Origin of the sequence: uncultured Lacinutrix sp. (assembly GCF_947500325.1) — a bacterium.
Classification (GTDB): Bacteria; Bacteroidota; Bacteroidia; order Flavobacteriales; family Flavobacteriaceae; genus Lacinutrix.
In genome coordinates this window covers 59221-75454 of sequence record NZ_CANMRQ010000004.1, presented here as the reverse complement: position 1 = coordinate 75454, position 16234 = coordinate 59221, and the positions used below count along the sequence as shown (strand labels likewise).

The 16234-nt window shown below is 28.6% G+C and carries 15 protein-coding genes; 8 read left to right on the top strand and 7 right to left on the bottom strand.

Translation table 11 applies throughout. The features are described 5' to 3' along the window. The first annotated feature begins 82 nt into the window (after window positions 1-82). Genes Q0997_RS06810 through Q0997_RS06790 form a run of 5 tightly spaced genes read left to right on the top strand, consistent with a single transcriptional unit; the run spans window position 83 to window position 5301 of the window. Window positions 83-1090: a glycosyltransferase family 2 protein gene (locus tag Q0997_RS06810; RefSeq protein WP_299886501.1), complete on the top strand. Its 1008-nt coding sequence runs from the start codon at window positions 83-85 to the stop codon at window positions 1088-1090. 52 nt (window positions 1091-1142) lie between these two features. Beyond that, window positions 1143-3074, top strand: a complete 1932-nt coding sequence (locus Q0997_RS06805; RefSeq protein ID WP_299886499.1) for a BatA and WFA domain-containing protein — start codon at window positions 1143-1145, stop codon at window positions 3072-3074. After that, entirely contained in the window at window positions 3071-4321 is a 1251-nt protein-coding gene (locus Q0997_RS06800; protein WP_299886496.1) for a dihydroorotase family protein, read from the top strand. The genes Q0997_RS06805 and Q0997_RS06800 overlap by 4 nt, the downstream gene beginning before the upstream one ends. A 3-nt stretch (window positions 4322-4324) precedes the next feature. Continuing rightward, window positions 4325-4654, top strand: a complete 330-nt coding sequence (locus Q0997_RS06795) for a hypothetical protein (protein ID WP_299886493.1) — start codon at window positions 4325-4327, stop codon at window positions 4652-4654. Continuing rightward, on the top strand, window positions 4654-5301 hold the full coding sequence (locus tag Q0997_RS06790; protein WP_299886490.1) for an alpha/beta hydrolase-fold protein: 648 nt from the start codon (window positions 4654-4656) through the stop codon (window positions 5299-5301). The genes Q0997_RS06795 and Q0997_RS06790 overlap by 1 nt, the downstream gene beginning before the upstream one ends. Here Q0997_RS06790 and Q0997_RS06785 read toward each other — a convergent pair. Continuing rightward, a complete protein-coding gene (locus tag Q0997_RS06785) occupies window positions 5298-5738 on the bottom strand; it encodes a hydrolase (RefSeq protein WP_299886487.1) in 441 nt (146 codons plus the stop codon). The two genes, Q0997_RS06790 and Q0997_RS06785, sit on opposite strands and share 4 nt — an antisense overlap. A gap of 84 nt (window positions 5739-5822) precedes the next feature. Continuing rightward, a complete protein-coding gene (locus Q0997_RS06780) occupies window positions 5823-6590 on the bottom strand; it encodes an MBL fold metallo-hydrolase (RefSeq protein WP_299886484.1) in 768 nt (255 codons plus the stop codon). 105 nt (window positions 6591-6695) lie between these two features. On the opposite strand from Q0997_RS06780, the gene Q0997_RS06775 reads away from it, so the two are divergent. Beyond that, window positions 6696-8147, top strand: a complete 1452-nt coding sequence (locus tag Q0997_RS06775; protein ID WP_299886481.1) for a TonB-dependent receptor — start codon at window positions 6696-6698, stop codon at window positions 8145-8147. Between the two features lie 144 nt (window positions 8148-8291). Here the strand turns inward: Q0997_RS06775 and Q0997_RS06770 are convergent, their stop codons facing one another. Beyond that, complete coding sequence (locus Q0997_RS06770; protein WP_299886478.1) at window positions 8292-9776, bottom strand: hypothetical protein; 1485 nt, start codon at window positions 9774-9776, stop codon at window positions 8292-8294. A 252-nt stretch (window positions 9777-10028) separates the two neighbouring features. On the opposite strand from Q0997_RS06770, the gene Q0997_RS06765 reads away from it, so the two are divergent. Next, on the top strand, window positions 10029-10982 hold the full coding sequence (locus Q0997_RS06765) for a M57 family metalloprotease (protein WP_299886476.1): 954 nt from the start codon (window positions 10029-10031) through the stop codon (window positions 10980-10982). 272 nt (window positions 10983-11254) lie between these two features. Here the strand turns inward: Q0997_RS06765 and Q0997_RS06760 are convergent, their stop codons facing one another. After that, on the bottom strand, window positions 11255-13024 hold the full coding sequence (locus Q0997_RS06760) for a phosphatidylserine decarboxylase family protein (RefSeq protein WP_299886473.1): 1770 nt from the start codon (window positions 13022-13024) through the stop codon (window positions 11255-11257). Window positions 13025-13203: 179 nt separating this feature from the next. Here Q0997_RS06760 and Q0997_RS06755 point away from each other — a divergent pair, with 179 nt between their 5' ends. Next, window positions 13204-13710: a hypothetical protein gene (locus Q0997_RS06755; RefSeq protein ID WP_299886470.1), complete on the top strand. Its 507-nt coding sequence runs from the start codon at window positions 13204-13206 to the stop codon at window positions 13708-13710. 248 nt (window positions 13711-13958) lie between these two features. On the opposite strand, the gene Q0997_RS06750 is transcribed toward Q0997_RS06755, so the two are convergent. From Q0997_RS06750 to Q0997_RS06740, 3 genes are read right to left on the bottom strand one after another with little or no spacing between them, the layout of a single operon-like run. Then, entirely contained in the window at window positions 13959-14507 is a 549-nt protein-coding gene (locus Q0997_RS06750) for a 1-acyl-sn-glycerol-3-phosphate acyltransferase (RefSeq protein WP_299886467.1), read from the bottom strand. A gap of 1 nt (window position 14508) precedes the next feature. After that, window positions 14509-15591 carry an iron-containing alcohol dehydrogenase family protein gene (locus Q0997_RS06745; RefSeq protein ID WP_299886465.1) on the bottom strand — a complete coding sequence of 361 codons (1083 nt, stop codon included), beginning with the start codon at window positions 15589-15591 and terminating at the stop codon, window positions 14509-14511. Window positions 15592-15603: 12 nt separating this feature from the next. Further along, a complete protein-coding gene (locus tag Q0997_RS06740; protein ID WP_299886463.1) occupies window positions 15604-16233 on the bottom strand; it encodes a CatA-like O-acetyltransferase in 630 nt (209 codons plus the stop codon). Window position 16234: the final 1 nt, after the last annotated feature.

Genomic DNA, 16234 nt, shown 5'->3' with positions numbered 1-16234 from the left:
AAATAGAAGATGTTACTCTATTTTATTTAAAAATTATGTTAATTAGTGTTAAGTAGCTCTTTTCTACTTATTATATTCGCTTATGCAACAACCACTAATTAGCATCCTTATCCCATTTAAAAATACTCAAGAGTTTCTTGAAGAGTGTATCAATTCCATAATATATCAATCTTATACTAACTGGGAGTTATTAATAGTAGATGATCATTCTAATGATGAAAGCTACAATATTGTAAGTTCATTTTCAAAAAAAGATTCAAGAATAATCTTACTTAAAAATGATGGTTCTGGAATTATTAATGCTTTAAAACTTGCGTTTTCTAAAAGTACAGGGCATTTTATAACAAGAATGGATAGTGATGATATTATGCCTGTAGATAAGCTAAAAATATTATCAAATAATTTACTAAAATACGGGAAGCGACATGTTGCAACGGGATTAGTGAGTTACTTTTCTAAAGAAGGTATAAGTGATGGCTATCGCAAATATGAAAACTGGCTAAATAAATTGACTATAAAAGGAAATAATTATACCGAGATTTATAAGGAATGTGTCATTCCTTCCCCTTGTTGGATGTTATATCGAGATGATTTAATAGAAATTGATGCTTTTAATTCTAAGCGTTATCCTGAGGATTATGATTTAACCTTTAGGTTCTATGAAGCTAGCTATAAAGTTATTCCATGTAATGAAATATTACATTATTGGAGAGATTATGGCACTAGAGCATCACGAACAGATAATAATTATGCTGAAAATAGTTTTATAGATATAAAATTGCATTACTTTTTAAAATTAAATTATAATACAAAAAGGCCATTAGTAATTTGGGGTGCAGGAAAAAAAGGCAAAACAATAGCTAAGAAACTTAATGAATTAAATATTAAATTTCATTGGATTTGCGATAATCCAAAAAAAATTGGAAAACATATTTATAATATAGAAATGAAACCATTTCAGTATTTAGAAAGATTAGAAAGTCCTCAAAGTATTGTTAGTGTTGCAAACGCAGGAGAACAAGAAATTATTAAACATTATTTTAGGTCTCAAAATATGGAATCAATGAATGATTATTTTTTCTTTTGTTAAAGCCTGTATTAATTCAGTTTTAGTTTTTATATTTGTCTAATCAAAATTAGCAATGCAGTTTAAACACCCAGAACTTCTTTACGCACTTTTCTTACTGCTAATTCCCGTCATTATTCATTTATTTCAACTGCGTAAATTCCAAAAGGAATCTTTTACAAATGTGGCTTTTTTAAAGCAAATTACACTACAAACTCGCAAAAGTTCTCAAATAAAAAAATGGTTAGTGTTATTAACAAGAATGGGAATTATAGCGGCTATAGTTATTGCCTTTGCCCAACCATTCATATCAAAAAATAAAGCATTTAATACGAAGACGGAAACAGTTATCTACTTAGATAATTCTTTTAGTATGCAAGCTAAAGGTGATAAAGGTGAATTATTAAAGCGAGCTGTAAACGATATTATAGGTCTTGTCTCTGAAGACGAGATTATTTCACTAATAACGAATAATGATAGCTATAGAAATACAACTGTTAAAGCAATTACTAATGATTTGTTAACTTTAAATTATTCTGCAAATCAATTAGATTATGATGCTGCACTTTTAAAAAGTAAGAAGTACTTCTCTAAAAAAGAAAATACAGTTAAAAATCTAGTTTTTATTAGTGATTTTCAACAAAAAGGCACTGTGGTATTTAATACAAAAAAACAAGATGATATTAATTTAAACTTAGTGCAGTTAAAACCAGTAAATGATAATAATGTTTCAGTAGATAGCTTATATATATCTAAACGCAGTACTAGTAATATTGAGTTAACTGCTATTATAAAAAATAATGGAGATCTAATAGATAATTTACCTGTATCATTATATAGTGATGGTAATTTACTAACTAAAAGTTCTGTCTCAATAAAGGATAAAGCAAATGCTGTTTTTACATTGCCAGCAAATGAAGTTATTAATGGAGAAGTTATTATTGATGATACAAACCTTCAATTTGACAACAAACTCTATTTTAACTTAAATATTGCTTCCAAAATTAATGTCTTAACTGTAAATGAAAGTGATGATTCTTTCTTAAAACGAATCTATACAGAGCCAGAATTTAATTATAAATCTTCAGCTTTTAAAGATTTAAACTATAGCGATATTAGTAATCAAAATTTGATTATTCTAAACGAATTAACTCAAACCCCAAATGCACTTGCTACTGCTTTAAAAGCATTTACAAAAAATGGAGGTGTTTTAGTTGTGATTCCATCAGAAAACATTAATATACAAACATATAACTCACTTCTTTTAAACTATAACTTAAGTAGTTTTTCTAAACTCTCAAAAACAGAAAAACGATTAACAAATATTAATTATTCTCATCCTTTATATAGTAATGGTGTTTTTGAAAAACAAGTTACTAATTTTCAATATCCAAAAGTAAATTCATTTTATTCACAAAACATAAACAATGCTTCTCCTGTGCTTCAATATGAAGATGGTAAACCATTCTTGTTAGAAAATAATAACGTTTTTGTTTTCTCAGCTGCTTTAAACATAAAGAATAGTAATTTTAAAAACATAAACTTAATCGTTCCTACTTTTTATAATATCGCGAAGCGAAGTTTAAAATTGCCAAACCTTTATTATACTATAGGTAAAGAAAATAAATATGATGTAGCTACCAATTTACAACAAGACGCTGTATTGACATTGGTGAGTGGGGAAAATAAAATAATACCACAGCAACAATACTTTAATAATAAAGTAGCAATTACAACCATAGAGACACCAAATGAGGCTAATATATATAATTTAAAAAACAAAACTGAAATTATAGAAAATGTTAGTTACAATTATAAAAGAGATGAAAGCAATTTAATATATCATCAATTTTCTAACAACGATAATGTATCTATTAGCAATTCTATTTCTCAAGTATTTGATACTATAAAAAGTGATAATAAAGTTAATGCACTATGGAAATGGTTTGTTATTTTTGCGCTATTGTTATTAATTATTGAAATGCTCATCTTAAAATATTTTAAATGAACGTACTTATAAAATCTGCAACAATAATTGACTCTAAGAGTGATTTTCATAATACAACTCAAGATATTTTAATTGAGAAAGGACGTATTAGTAAAATCGCAAAAAAAATAAAAAAACCAAACAATTGTAAAGAAGTCAAGTTAGAGAATTTACATGTTTCTCAAGGATGGTTTGATAGCAGTGTGTGTTTTGGTGAGCCAGGGTTCGAGGATAGAGAAACTATAGAAAACGGACTAAAAACAGCTGCAAAATCTGGCTTTACTACAGTGGCGTTACAAGCTAATACAAATCCTATAATTGATACTAATGCTAATGTAGCTTTTGTAAAATCTAAATCACTAAATAACGCTGTAGAGTTAGCTCCAATTGGTGCTTTAACCGTTAATAGTGAAGGTATTGATTTAGCTGAGCTTTTTGATATGAAAAATGCTGGTGCTGTTGCGTTTTCAGATTATAAAAAACCTATAACTAATCCTAATCTATTAAAAATAGCATTACAATATGCTAGTAATTTTGATGGCTTAGTTTGTTCTTACCCACAAGAAAATAAAATTACTGGCAATGGTGTAATGAATGAAAACATTACCAGTACAACTATAGGTTTAAAAGGTAACCCTAATCTCTCTGAAGCGTTACAAATAGCTAGAGACTTATATATTTTAGAATACACTGGTGGTAAATTACATATCCCAACAATATCTACAATAGAAGCTGTAGATTTAATTAGAACCGCCAAAAAGAAAAAACTAAATGTAACTTGTAGTGTTGCTATACACAATTTATCTATAAACGATAGTGTTTTAACCGATTTTAATACACATTATAAAGTATTACCTCCATTACGAACACAACAAGACATAGAGGCTTTAATTAATGGTGTTAAAGATGGTACCATAGATATGGTAACTAGCGACCATAACCCTATAACTATTGAGGACAAAAAAGTCGAATTTGATTATGCTGCTTATGGAACTATTGGTTTAGAAAGCGCTTTTGGAGTGTTACAAACACTCTTCTCAACAAAAAAAACAGTAAAATTATTGACCGCAGGTAAAAAGAATTTTGGAATAGAAAGCTACGCCATTAATGAGACTGAAATTGCCAATTTAACACTATTTAATCCAGATAAGAAATATACTTTTACTGAAGAAAACATTCAATCAAAATCTAAAAATAGTCTGTTTTTAGATAAAGAATTAAAAGGAACAGTTTACGGCATAATTGCCAATAATACTATAGCATTATAATTTATGAATCAACACACAATTGAAGAAGGAAAAAGTTTAGCAATTGCAAGTTATCTTACTTTTATAGGTACTTTAATTGCTCTTTTTATGAATCTTGAAAAAAAGAATCCTTTCACTAACTTTCATATTCGTCAAATGATTGGACTTATTCTTATGCTTATTGTTTCTAATGTAGTAGAAAAATTTATTCATAGTTGGTTAGGCACTATTCTTTGGTTTTTTACATTTGGTTCATGGTTGTATTCTATTATATATGCTATTAAAGGAGAAGCAAAATTAATTCCATTTATAGGCGAGAAATTTCAAGAATGGTTTGCAAAATTAGGGGAATAATGTCTGGACTTAAATTACATCATGTTGTTCGTGAATCATCTTTAAAAGATAATGCACCTTTACTTATTTTATTTCATGGTTATGGCAGTGATGAAAATGATTTGTTTTCATTTGCTTCAGAATTACCAGAAGAATTATTTATAGTATCTGCTCGAGCTCCATATGCAATGCAACCTTATGGTAATGCATGGTATGCTATTAACTTTGATGCAGAAAAAGGTAAATGGAGTGATAATGAACAAGCTATACAGTCTCGAGATTTAATTGCAAAATTTATTGATGAAGTTATAGCTACATATCCAGTAAACAAAGATAATGTATCCTTATTAGGCTTTAGTCAAGGAACTATTTTAAGTTATGCTGTAGCTTTCACTTACCCAGAAAAAATTAAAAACATCATAGCTTTAAGTGGCTATATTAATACAGATTTATTTGATACTAAAACTACAGAAGACTATAATCATTTAAGCTTCTATTGTTCTCATGGAAGTGTTGATCAAGTTATTCCAGTAGATTGGGCTAGACAAGCTCCAAAATTTCTTTCAGAACTAAAAATAGTTCATAAATACAATGAGTTTCCAGTTGGACATGGTGTGGCTCCTCAAAATTTTTATGAGTTTAAAGATTGGTTAAAAACCAAGATTTAGTCTAAAGGATACAAAAATGATTCGGCTAAATTGTATTTTAACTCCCCTTTTTCATTAATGTTATAAGTTATAAATAATTCCCCTTCAAATTGTCCATCTGCAAAATCGGCAATAATCCATTTATGATTTAAAATTCTCACAATATTTATTTGCATTTTATTACCTTCACTTGAGCCATAAGGCACTATAGGGTGTTCTTCTCCTTCATAGACATTTTGAGAATATAATCCATCTTGAATAGCTCTTAATAGCTCTTCAACATTAAAACCTTTATCCTGAAAATAGAAATAAGATTTATCATTACTATCGAAAGTGAAATAAGACAAATCTGCTATTTTATCATTTAATACTAAAATAGAATCCTGGTATTTTTTTATTTGAATCTTACTATTTTCAACTTTGCGATTACTATCATCAAAGATATTTTTTGAGTTCATGTATTGAAACAAAATTAGTAATAGTGAAAAAATAAACAGGTACATAAAAATGCGGTTCTTCATTATATTGAAATTTGGAATTTATTAATCTGGAATTTGAATTGTAAGCTCATCATAAGCTAAAAAAACGTTTTCTGGTAAGTTTTGTTGTACTTTATCATGAAAACCTAACAAGCTACTAATATGAGTAAGGTAAGCGAATTTAGGTTTTAGTTTAGCTATAATAGTTAACGATTCAGATAAACTAAAGTGAGACATATGTTCTTCTTCACGTAAAGCATTAATTACTAAAACATCAAGGTCTTGAAGCTTATTTAATTCTTCATCTTCAATAGTCTTAAAATCTGTTAGGTAAGCAAAATTTCTAAATCTATAACCGAAAACTTGTAGTTTATGGTGCAATCCTTCAATAGGTACAACGTTTATATTTTTAAGTTGAAAAGAATGGTTTCTTACAATATTCTCAATAACGTTTGGAGCTCCAGGATACTTATCTTCTAGAGTAAAAATATAATCAAAACGCTTTTTTAATTCACCAAAAACACGTTCATGTGCATATAAATTAATGTCTCCCTGACGAAAGAAAAATGGACGAATATCATCCAATCCAGCAGTATGGTCTGCATGTTCATGTGTAAATAAGATTCCATCAATTTTTGAGCAATTTGAACGAAGCATTTGTTGCCTAAAATCTGGCCCACAATCTATAACATAAGTATAACTATCCCATTCTATTAAAACAGAAACACGTAAACGTTTATCTTTAGGATTATTACTTAAACAAACAGGATGTGTACTTCCAATAACTGGAATACCTTGCGAAGTTCCTGTGCCTAAAAAAGTAATTTTCAAATGAGAAATAGTTATAAAATACTACTATCACAAAAATAGGTTATTTTTTTTGTTTGCTATAGTAATTTGATACCTTTGTAATAGCATTAAAATCTTAAATCTACTATGGAAATTACGCTGAAAGGAGATACTAATATAGAAAGCATTCCGTCTCTTAAAGACAAAGCATTACGTATCAATTTAAACCAGAATATTTATGGCACATTTGCCGAGATTGGAGCTGGACAAGAAACTGTTAGACAATTTTTCAGAGCTGGTGGTGGTTCAGGAACTATTGCAAAAGCAATGTCTGCATACGACAAAGATTTTAGTGACGCCATATATGGTATTGAAAATGATAAGCGTTATGTGACTGAAGCACGTTTGCGTAAAATGTTAGATCATGAAATTAGCTTGATAGAACAACGTATTACTAGAGATAAACATCCAAATAAGATGTTCTTTAGCTATGCAAATACAGTAGCAACAATAGATTTTGCTAAAAAATATAAAGGCCATGGTTGGGTTGGTATTAAATACCAAGTTGATGCTGAACAAGAATATAATGAAATTGTATTGCATATTCGTTTTAAAGAAAATGATGCACGTTTACAGCAAGAGACCTTAGGGAAATTAGGTACTAATCTTATATATGGTGCTTTTTATAAATATAATGAACCAAGAAAATTATTACGCTATTTATATGATCATTTAGATAAAGACCAATTAGAAATTGATACTATTAATTTTTCTGGTCCAGTTTTTAAAGATGTAGATAATCGTTTAATGAGCTTACAGCTCGTTAAAAACGGCATGACAGATGCTATTATGTTTGCGCCTGATGGAAACAACGTATTACCTGCAAGAGTTTTATATAAGAAAAATATTTTAGCGTTACGTGGTAGTTTTAGACCAGTAACAAAAGTAAATATGGACATGTTTCAAAAATCTTTGGGCATGTTTTTAAAAGAGAATAAAGTAGATGAAAGTAAAACGCAAGTTATTTTTGAAATTACTTTATCGAACTTGCGTGCGGAAGGAGAAATAGATGAGCAGGATTTTATGGATCGTGCAAGGTTGCTATGTTCATTAGGGCAAACTGTGTTGATTTCTAATTTCCAAGAGTATTATAAATTAGTAGAATATTTCTCTCAATACTCTAAAGCTAGAATGGGGTTAGCAATGGGTGTAAATAACTTAATTGATATTTTTGATGAGAAATATTACCGCCATCTTAGTGGTGGAATTCTTGAGGCATTTGGTAAATTATTTTTTAAAGATTTACGTGTCTATCTATACCCAATGGAAAATGAAGATGGTACACTTACTACTAGCGACAACTTAAAAGTTCATCCTAGAATGAAAGAATTATATAAATTCTTTAAATATAATGGTAAAGTAGTAGATATTACAGATTATGATCCTGCTACTCTTAATGTCTTTTCTAGAAAAGTATTAAGTATGATTGCCAAAGGTGAAGATGGATGGCAAACTATGTTACCAGAAGGTGTTTCGAATTTAATTATGCAAAAAAGCTTATTTGGTTGTGAAACTGAAGAAGTACAGAATAAAGGATAACTACATACCAGTTATCTTACAGAATGCAATATAGATTAACAAGTGTCTTGTTATAGATGTGAGGTTATAAAATAGAGAAACTTACACGCTTTTATACATAGCCTTAGTAATATAGGGCTCGTTTTATTATTATTGAAAGAGTAGTTATTGAATCTTTTCTTGCAACCATTCTAAGATTCTAATTTCTTTATCTACAATAATCTCTTCAGAATTTTCTAAAAGCGTTTTTATTTTTACATATAGTTCAGAAAATAGTTTTGACTTTTCATCTTCAGAATAATAAAACTTTATTTTATGTAAGCCATTTAAAAATTGAAGTTCTAAATTAAATAAGCGGCTTCGCTTTTTTAACGAATATTTACTTGTACTAATTAAATGTGGTATAAGTCTATAATTTTCCATATCATAATTAATCATAATTCTTAATAAAGTAACACAGGAAATAAATAAGGATGTAGGATTTGTTTTTTCATTATTAATCATTTTACAATAATTATTTGCTTTTTTTAAGCTTCCAGAAATAAAATACATTTTTGCTAAGCATAATATAATTTCTATTTTAAAATTAGGTCTAAAAGTGCCTTCATATTTTTTGTATTTTTCTTCAAACTCTTGCTCTTCTTTTAAAAATGAATCTACATCTTTTGTAAGCCAAAAATAATTTAGTTTTAATGAGCAAAGTACTTGAAATGTTTGGGTATTAATATCAATACTATTGTTTTTTGTGTTACTATTTACTAACTCAATAATCTTAGGATAGACCTCCATAAAAGGCTCTGTTTCCAGTAGACGAATACTAGAATCTAAATAGTTATTCAAACAAATTAAATAGTGTACATAATCATCTCGGTATTTTGATGGGTGTGATTTTAAATAATTATAAGCTATTAAGGAGTATTTTTTATTTTCTTCATAATTATTATCTCCAAAGTATACTAAAGATTTAATCCTATAAAAATAATATTTAGCCATAACTGAAGAAGCCATATTTATATCTTGAAGATGCGGATCATTTAAGTAATCTAAAAAAGTTTCTCTATCGTGAACTCTTTTATCCATATACTCATAATGCGCATTTAATACTTCATCAGATAATAATCTGTAAGTATTTAAATTATCTGATAATTCTTGATATTTCCGAAGCTTAGTAGATTCTTTAGCTAAATTACTTGGTGGATTGGTTTGTACATATAGACGATGATTAATAGCTTTACTTTGTACTACACAACAGGTATTAAAATCGCATTTCTCTAACGCTATTTCTTTTATTTTTTTTAGCCTTCTATTTGCCTTAATATATAGACCGCTATTTAATAATAGTTCGAATTCTATAACTAAATTTTGCAAGGCAATATCTGAATAAGTATCATAATTGGTTTTTAAAAAACTTATTAATTCTTGAAATAATTCAAACTTTAATACACTATATTTTTTATCAGATAGCGCATATTTTTTTATAAGCTTAGCTTTATCTAATTTTCTTTTTTTAGATATAGCCTCAAACAACTTATATTTTAATACACTATCTTTTTTATTTAATGATTGAAGATAACGCTTAAAAGACTTGTACTCTGAATTTCTTAATGACTGAATAAAAATAAATAAATCGTTTTCTTCTAATTTAGACATTGATTATTATTTGTAATAAAATTTTATAATATAACATTTTACTTGTTAATACTCCATGGAAAAGGTAGCCTAAATCATAAAACAAATAAATTTACTCTTTTTTTTTAACACAGATAAAGCCTTACAAATCAAATAGTTGAATTTATTTGATTTGTTTTTTTAGTATCAAATTAACAAAATTTTATGATTGAAATTAATTTTTTGATTACTCCATTAGTTGAGATATTTGAGCGAAACATTAAAAATTAATTCATGAAAACTACAACAAAAAACTTTTTTTATGCCATTTTAGGTATATCAATTATTACTTCTTGCTCACAAGATAGTGACGCTATTTCAAATGTTAATAATGATCCTACATTTGAGGCTTTTGATTTAAATTCAAGATTAGAACTTCCTGGAGACGTAAAAGATGCTATTAGCCTGAAAGGATTAAATGCTAATGATTATAAATATACTGAAGTTGGTTTACACGAGAATATAAAATATCCAGTTATCGTAACTAATGGAGATATGGCTTTTTCTAAGGCCGATTTTGTTGACATGATTACTATTAATGAAGAAGAACAGTCAAGACAATACTCTACAGAATTTCTAGTAGATACTGAAGAATTTGATGTTATAAACCTATATGTTTTTGTAGGCTCACAACCAGCAGGTTTTGGTTTAAGTCCAGATGCTGTTCAAGGTGTTAGAGATGCAGTAGACAACTGGAATAATAGCTTTCCCTTTACATCAAATATAAAATTTGATATTACTATTGGTACTAACCCAAATTTCGATAATACTATTTTTGAAACATCTATTGCCGTAGACCCGCAATCAACAGGTTTTGGCGGTTTTGCTCAGTTTCCACAATCTGACAATTCTCCTGGAAATTTTCTTTTTATAAGTCCAGATGCTAATCAATTTGCAGGAAATGTACCAGATGCCATTGAGCATTTAATTACCCATGAATTAGGGCATACAATTGGGTTTAGACATACAGATTGGGATACAAGACGATCATGTGTAGAAGCTGGTGTAGCAGATGAAGAAGTTTCTGAAAATGATGCCAATTACATTCCTGGTACTTTACCAACATTTTTTTACCAAGAAGATTCTATTATGAATGCATGTTTTATAATACCAGAGGTTACTGGTGAATTAAATACTTTTGACAGGTTTGCTTTACGAGAATTATATCCTGCAATACCTGCATGGTAAAACAAATAATAAAGAAATTAATGATAAGGTTAAAGATTAAAAAGTAAAAGTCAGTTTTAATTTCTTAAAAAAGAGGTTGAATACTCATCCAGCCTCTTTTAAAAATATAATTATCAATGAAACAATTAATAAACGTGTCTTTAATTGTGGTTAAGAGGCTGAATGTAACTATTCAGCCTTTTTATAACTTTTATTCTTAAAATAAAAAAGAAAGAATCCAGAATAGGATTCTTTCTTTGCTTAATTACACTATTGTTAGCATAATAGGGATATTAATTAATTGTAGCTTTATTAATGAAGAGTTGGCCAGTAGCTGAATCTTCTAAATTAATTGAAATAATATTTTGACCAATATTAAGTAACGATTCGTTAATTAGCTTTTTAACAGTTTTGAAATTGCCACTTTGTGGATTTAATGTACCTACTTTAATCCCATTTACCCTAATTGAAGCAGGAGAATTAGCCTTTCCTCCTACCAATGCAGAACAGATGTCTAATTTTAATTCTACATCAACCAATTCGTCTATAGATAATTGAAAATCGATTATACCTTTATTATATAAGGCCCATGTTTTATACGTTTCGTTATATTCAACATATTCATTCTTTGTCATTGAAAGTTGTTGTGTAGAATTAGGATTTGCTACACTTAAATCAATAGACTGTGTTGGCACAACAGTTTGCCATACTCCTATTTTAGATCCTATTGATGTTACTTCTCCTCCAGTTCCAGAACTACCACTAGGTAAAACAGGGTCTTTCTGATAAGGAACACCTTGGCTATTTTCAAAAATTAATTTCTTTCCTGGTAACCTTTCATAAATAATAGCAAAAGAAGACCCGCCATAATTGAACATTCCCATCTCTTGTCCTTTTGTTACTTTTGTTCCTTTTTTTAGATCTTTGTTAAACTCTACAGATGATACTTCACTCATCCCTAAAGGAATACAACACACATGGCCATATTCTTCTGTTTTAAAAACAATTAATCCACGAGCGTTTACTTCTGCTAAATATGGTAAAGATGCAGTAGTAGCGCCACCAAAATCGGGTAAAATCAACTTACTAAAGAAACATCCAGGAATTGAAAAAGGCGTAAATAGCACTTCTGCATTTACTGGACACCACCATCTGTGAAAATTATAAGGATTTAGATACGTTTGAAAAATATATCCTCCACTAAAAATATCTAATAAATTATATTCGTCTATAACTGCTTGTTGTTCTGGTTTAGAAGAACTTAGAATATCAGACAAAGAGTATTTCATGTCTTTAAACCAAAAAACATCTTTCCTTGCTACATTAGATTCCCATCTGTACATAGAACCATCATTTGGGCAAATCACTGTTCTATTAGATTGCGGATCACTTATTGGCCTTGAGATTTCTTTATCTTTAAATTGTCTTGTAAAAAATGAGTTCCAAGATTTCCAATATGGAAGCGTTTCTGAATCTTTTTTCCATATCTCAAAATCATATTGTTCTTTTGCTGCCGTAGAAAGCCATTGTTCGTGGTCTTTTCTAAATCCAACATTTGATTGTTCTGATGCTAAAAACGTGTTCCATTCTTTTAAAATAGCAGACATCTTTTCATTAAACATTGGTAATCTAAATAAAGTGCTACCACTTAGCGTTGGATCTATACCAACTACAAAAGCGGAAAAAGGTAATCCGACCAAATCATAATTAATAAATTGTGGTGCTTCTTTTAAAATAGCGTTAAACGTATGTAACAATGTTTCTTTATCCTTAATTCTTGGAACTTTGTCTGATTTTATTTGAGGTAATTTTGAAGCTAAAATATTTTCATTTTCTTTACATGCATTGTCTACAAGATATTTTATTACGGGGTTTCCTTCAATAAATTCATCTAATTTCTTAATACATGGAGCTAATTCTGTACGTTCAGCATTTAAAAGTTTTTTAAAATATTTCTGCATACTTGGGCTACCATTTTCTGGCAACCAACCACTTCTCACATTAAAGTGTTTATGCATTATCATTTGTTCATCACTATTAGACTCAATTCCATTTTTTTTCATAATACTATTTTAAAATTATTTACCTATAGTATAAATGTCTTACAATATTAAAATTCTTACTAGAGTATAAATACTTGTTTTATAGCTACAGGTATAATTACCTGGTAATATTATTACATAATATATTGTTATGTTTTTCAGTATTCTTCGTCTAAGAAAAGAACCAAAACCTTATTATTTTGAAAAAAATCGTCAATTTACTTCTGTTTTTCTTTGTGAGTTTTTCTTTCTCTCAAGACATGAAAAATGAGAAATTAAATGTTATTTTAAAAACCGTTAGTGATACAATACAGGGTCAAAATGGACAATGGCAGTTTTTTATTAATGATGTTCAAATTATTTGTGTAACAGATACAAATCACAATAGAATGCGTATTATTTCTCCAATAGTAGAATCTAATATGTTAGATGAAGACATGAAAACTAATGCACTGGTTGCCAATTTTCATACCGCATTAGATGTTAAGTACGCCATATCTGATGATTTATTATGGGCAGTATATATTCATCCTTTAAAAGAACTCACAGAAAACCAAGTTAAAGATGCTGTTAAACAAGTTTATTTAGCAAAAGTAAATTTTGGAACGTCTTATTCTAGTACGCCTTTAATTTTCCCAGGTAGAGAAAGAGAAAAAAAAGAGAACATATCTCCAAAAAAAGATCCTTTAATAAAACAAAAAATATAGATTTAGTAATCTATAAAAAAAGCTACTTCATGTAGGCGTGAAGTAGCTTTTGAATGTCTTAGTAGGTGAATGTTTCTTTTTAGGGACTAAAAGTTTACTTTATGTTTCATTACCATCATTAGACGTCAGTAATAATTCAATTACAATGCCAAAGTAATAAATTTTATATTAAATATCAAAAAAAATATTACGGATTTAATAAAATTAACATATTAATTTTATTAATATAATAATTTAAACCTCTAAAACTAAGAATACTCTGGTTTTTTACCTATTACTCCTTTATAGAAACTTTTCATGAATAGAAAATCTGCTTCGATATCATCTGTAGGATAAAATGGTTCAGAAACTAAGTTTTGTTTGTTTTTAAAATCTAGAGTAAACATAATAATAGGTACTCTTGCTGTTTTAGCTATATAGTAAAATCCAGTACGCCATTGTTCTACTTTTTTTCTAGTACCTTCAGGAGCAAATGTTATTCTAAATTCTTCAAACTTATCAAACTCTTTAGAAATGGCTTCTACTTTGTTTTCGTTTTTAGATCTATTTAATGGGACACCACCAACTGCACGAAAATAGTATCCAAACGGCCAAGTAAATAATTCTTTTTTACCTACAAAATTAGTTTTTACTCCAACAACTCTTCTTAAGAGGACACCAATAAAAAAGTCATGCCAACTAGTATGAGGTGCCGCTATAATAATAGCTTTCTTAATTTCATTTTTAGACATATTAGTATTACCAACTATTTTCCAGCCTAAAATTTTAAAATATATAAATCTTGCTATGCTACGCATATTACATTTTTTCGTAAAGAGCTCTTAATTTATCACGTGTAATAGTTTTTTTCCAATTCTTACCAATAGCATTTTCCCATAATGGTTCTAGACTTAGCGCTACATCAATCATAGTTTCAAACTCTTTATCAGATAAGTCTGCACAAATACCTTGTGGTAATTCTATTTGATGTTTAGCTTTCATCTTTTTAAATAAAGCTACACCTTCAGGGTAATAGTCTTCTAAATGATCGAAAACGATACAGTTACCAATACCATGTTTTATTCCTAATAAATAACCTAAACCATAACTTAATGCGTGTGCTACTCCTACTTGAGAATAAGCAATACTCATGCCTCCATGCCAACTAGCCATCATTAACTTATCTTGCGCTTCTTCTATTGATAAATTATCATCAACAAATATTTCTTTACATAGAGAGAATGCTTTTTCTCCATAAGACTTACTAAAAGCATTTAAATACGTTCCATTTAAAGATTCTATACAATGTACATAACAATCCATACCAGTATAAAACCATTGTTCTTTTGGAACGTCTTTAGTTAATTCTGGATCTAGAAGTACTTGATCAAATGGTGTATAATCACTATTAATACCTAACTTTCTTTCTGGACCTGTTAAAATAGTTGTTCTAGACACTTCTGCTCCTGTTCCTGAGATAGTAGGAATTCCAACATGATATATTGCTGGGTTTTTTACCAAATCCCATCCTTGATAATCTTTAGATTCTCCATTATTTGTTAGCATTATTGAAACAGCTTTTGCTGTATCTAAAATACTACCTCCACCAATACCAATTATACCAGAAGGTAATTCTTTAAAGTTGAGAATAATATCTTCGACTAAAGCATCTATTTGAGATGTTTTGGGTTCTTCAGCTGCCGAAACGTAGATCAGTTTATCATCATACGATAAAGGTATTCTTGATGTTAACCAAGCATTACCTTTAAACACATCATCTACAAAAAATATAAATGGTGCTTTGACATTTAATCGTTTAGGTGAAAGAATTTCTTCTAATTGATTAAAACTGCCACGTCCAAATACTACTCTGGACACCATTGGAAAATTTTTATAACTCATTGACTTGCGCCTTTATTTATTCATTTTTTTATTTAAGTTACTTTGAAATGCTTCTGCAAACAAAGATAAATGATAACCATCTACCAATGCATGATTAACACCTATTGAAACATTCATTAATAACTCATTATCTTGTTCAATTACTTTAGCAAAAGAGAGTTTAGGAATTGATTCTTTCTCATCTGATACTGGTTCTTTATGTCCCGTAAAATTTATCCAAGGCATTGCAGAACAATGAATACAATCTAATCCATTTTTTGGAGGAAATAATTCGTTTGAATTTTCAATTCTTTTTTTTTCTTCGCTAAGATTTTGCAAAAATAGGTCTAAATTTTCATTAAAATCTATAAATGAAAAACCAAATGTTTTATCCTTTCTCAAAATAGTTGTAGAAGCATTAATTACTTCATAATCTACAACTTTTTCTCCTTTTATTCTATATCTTAAATTTTCTACTGCATTCATTGCTTTCATACAATCATGTAAATAAACTCCAAAAAAGGATACGTTATTTTCTTTCGAAAAACGATATGCTTTCGTTACATTAAATGGAATAGTTATAGCGAAATATGGATCTTTTAATCTATTAAAATGATGAAAATGTTGTTTTCTATTCCATGTATTTATATCTATTTCTTTCAAT

Excerpts from the sequence above, each read along its gene's own strand:
- Q0997_RS06810 (WP_299886501.1), top strand. The coding sequence starts at position 83 with ATGCAACAACCACTAATTAGCATCCTTATCCCATTTAAAAATACTCAA.
- Q0997_RS06805 (WP_299886499.1), top strand. The coding sequence starts at position 1,143 with ATGCAGTTTAAACACCCAGAACTTCTTTACGCACTTTTCTTACTGCTA.
- Q0997_RS06800 (WP_299886496.1), top strand. The coding sequence starts at position 3,071 with ATGAACGTACTTATAAAATCTGCAACAATAATTGACTCTAAGAGTGAT.
- Q0997_RS06795 (WP_299886493.1), top strand. The coding sequence starts at position 4,325 with ATGAATCAACACACAATTGAAGAAGGAAAAAGTTTAGCAATTGCAAGT.
- Q0997_RS06790 (WP_299886490.1), top strand. The coding sequence starts at position 4,654 with ATGTCTGGACTTAAATTACATCATGTTGTTCGTGAATCATCTTTAAAA.
- Q0997_RS06785 (WP_299886487.1), bottom strand. The coding sequence starts at position 5,738 with ATGAACTCAAAAAATATCTTTGATGATAGTAATCGCAAAGTTGAAAAT.
- Q0997_RS06775 (WP_299886481.1), top strand. The coding sequence starts at position 6,696 with ATGGAAATTACGCTGAAAGGAGATACTAATATAGAAAGCATTCCGTCT.
- Q0997_RS06770 (WP_299886478.1), bottom strand. The coding sequence starts at position 9,776 with ATGTCTAAATTAGAAGAAAACGATTTATTTATTTTTATTCAGTCATTA.
- Q0997_RS06765 (WP_299886476.1), top strand. The coding sequence starts at position 10,029 with ATGAAAACTACAACAAAAAACTTTTTTTATGCCATTTTAGGTATATCA.
- Q0997_RS06760 (WP_299886473.1), bottom strand. The coding sequence starts at position 13,024 with ATGAAAAAAAATGGAATTGAGTCTAATAGTGATGAACAAATGATAATG.
- Q0997_RS06750 (WP_299886467.1), bottom strand. The coding sequence starts at position 14,507 with ATGCGTAGCATAGCAAGATTTATATATTTTAAAATTTTAGGCTGGAAA.
- Q0997_RS06745 (WP_299886465.1), bottom strand. The coding sequence starts at position 15,591 with ATGAGTTATAAAAATTTTCCAATGGTGTCCAGAGTAGTATTTGGACGT.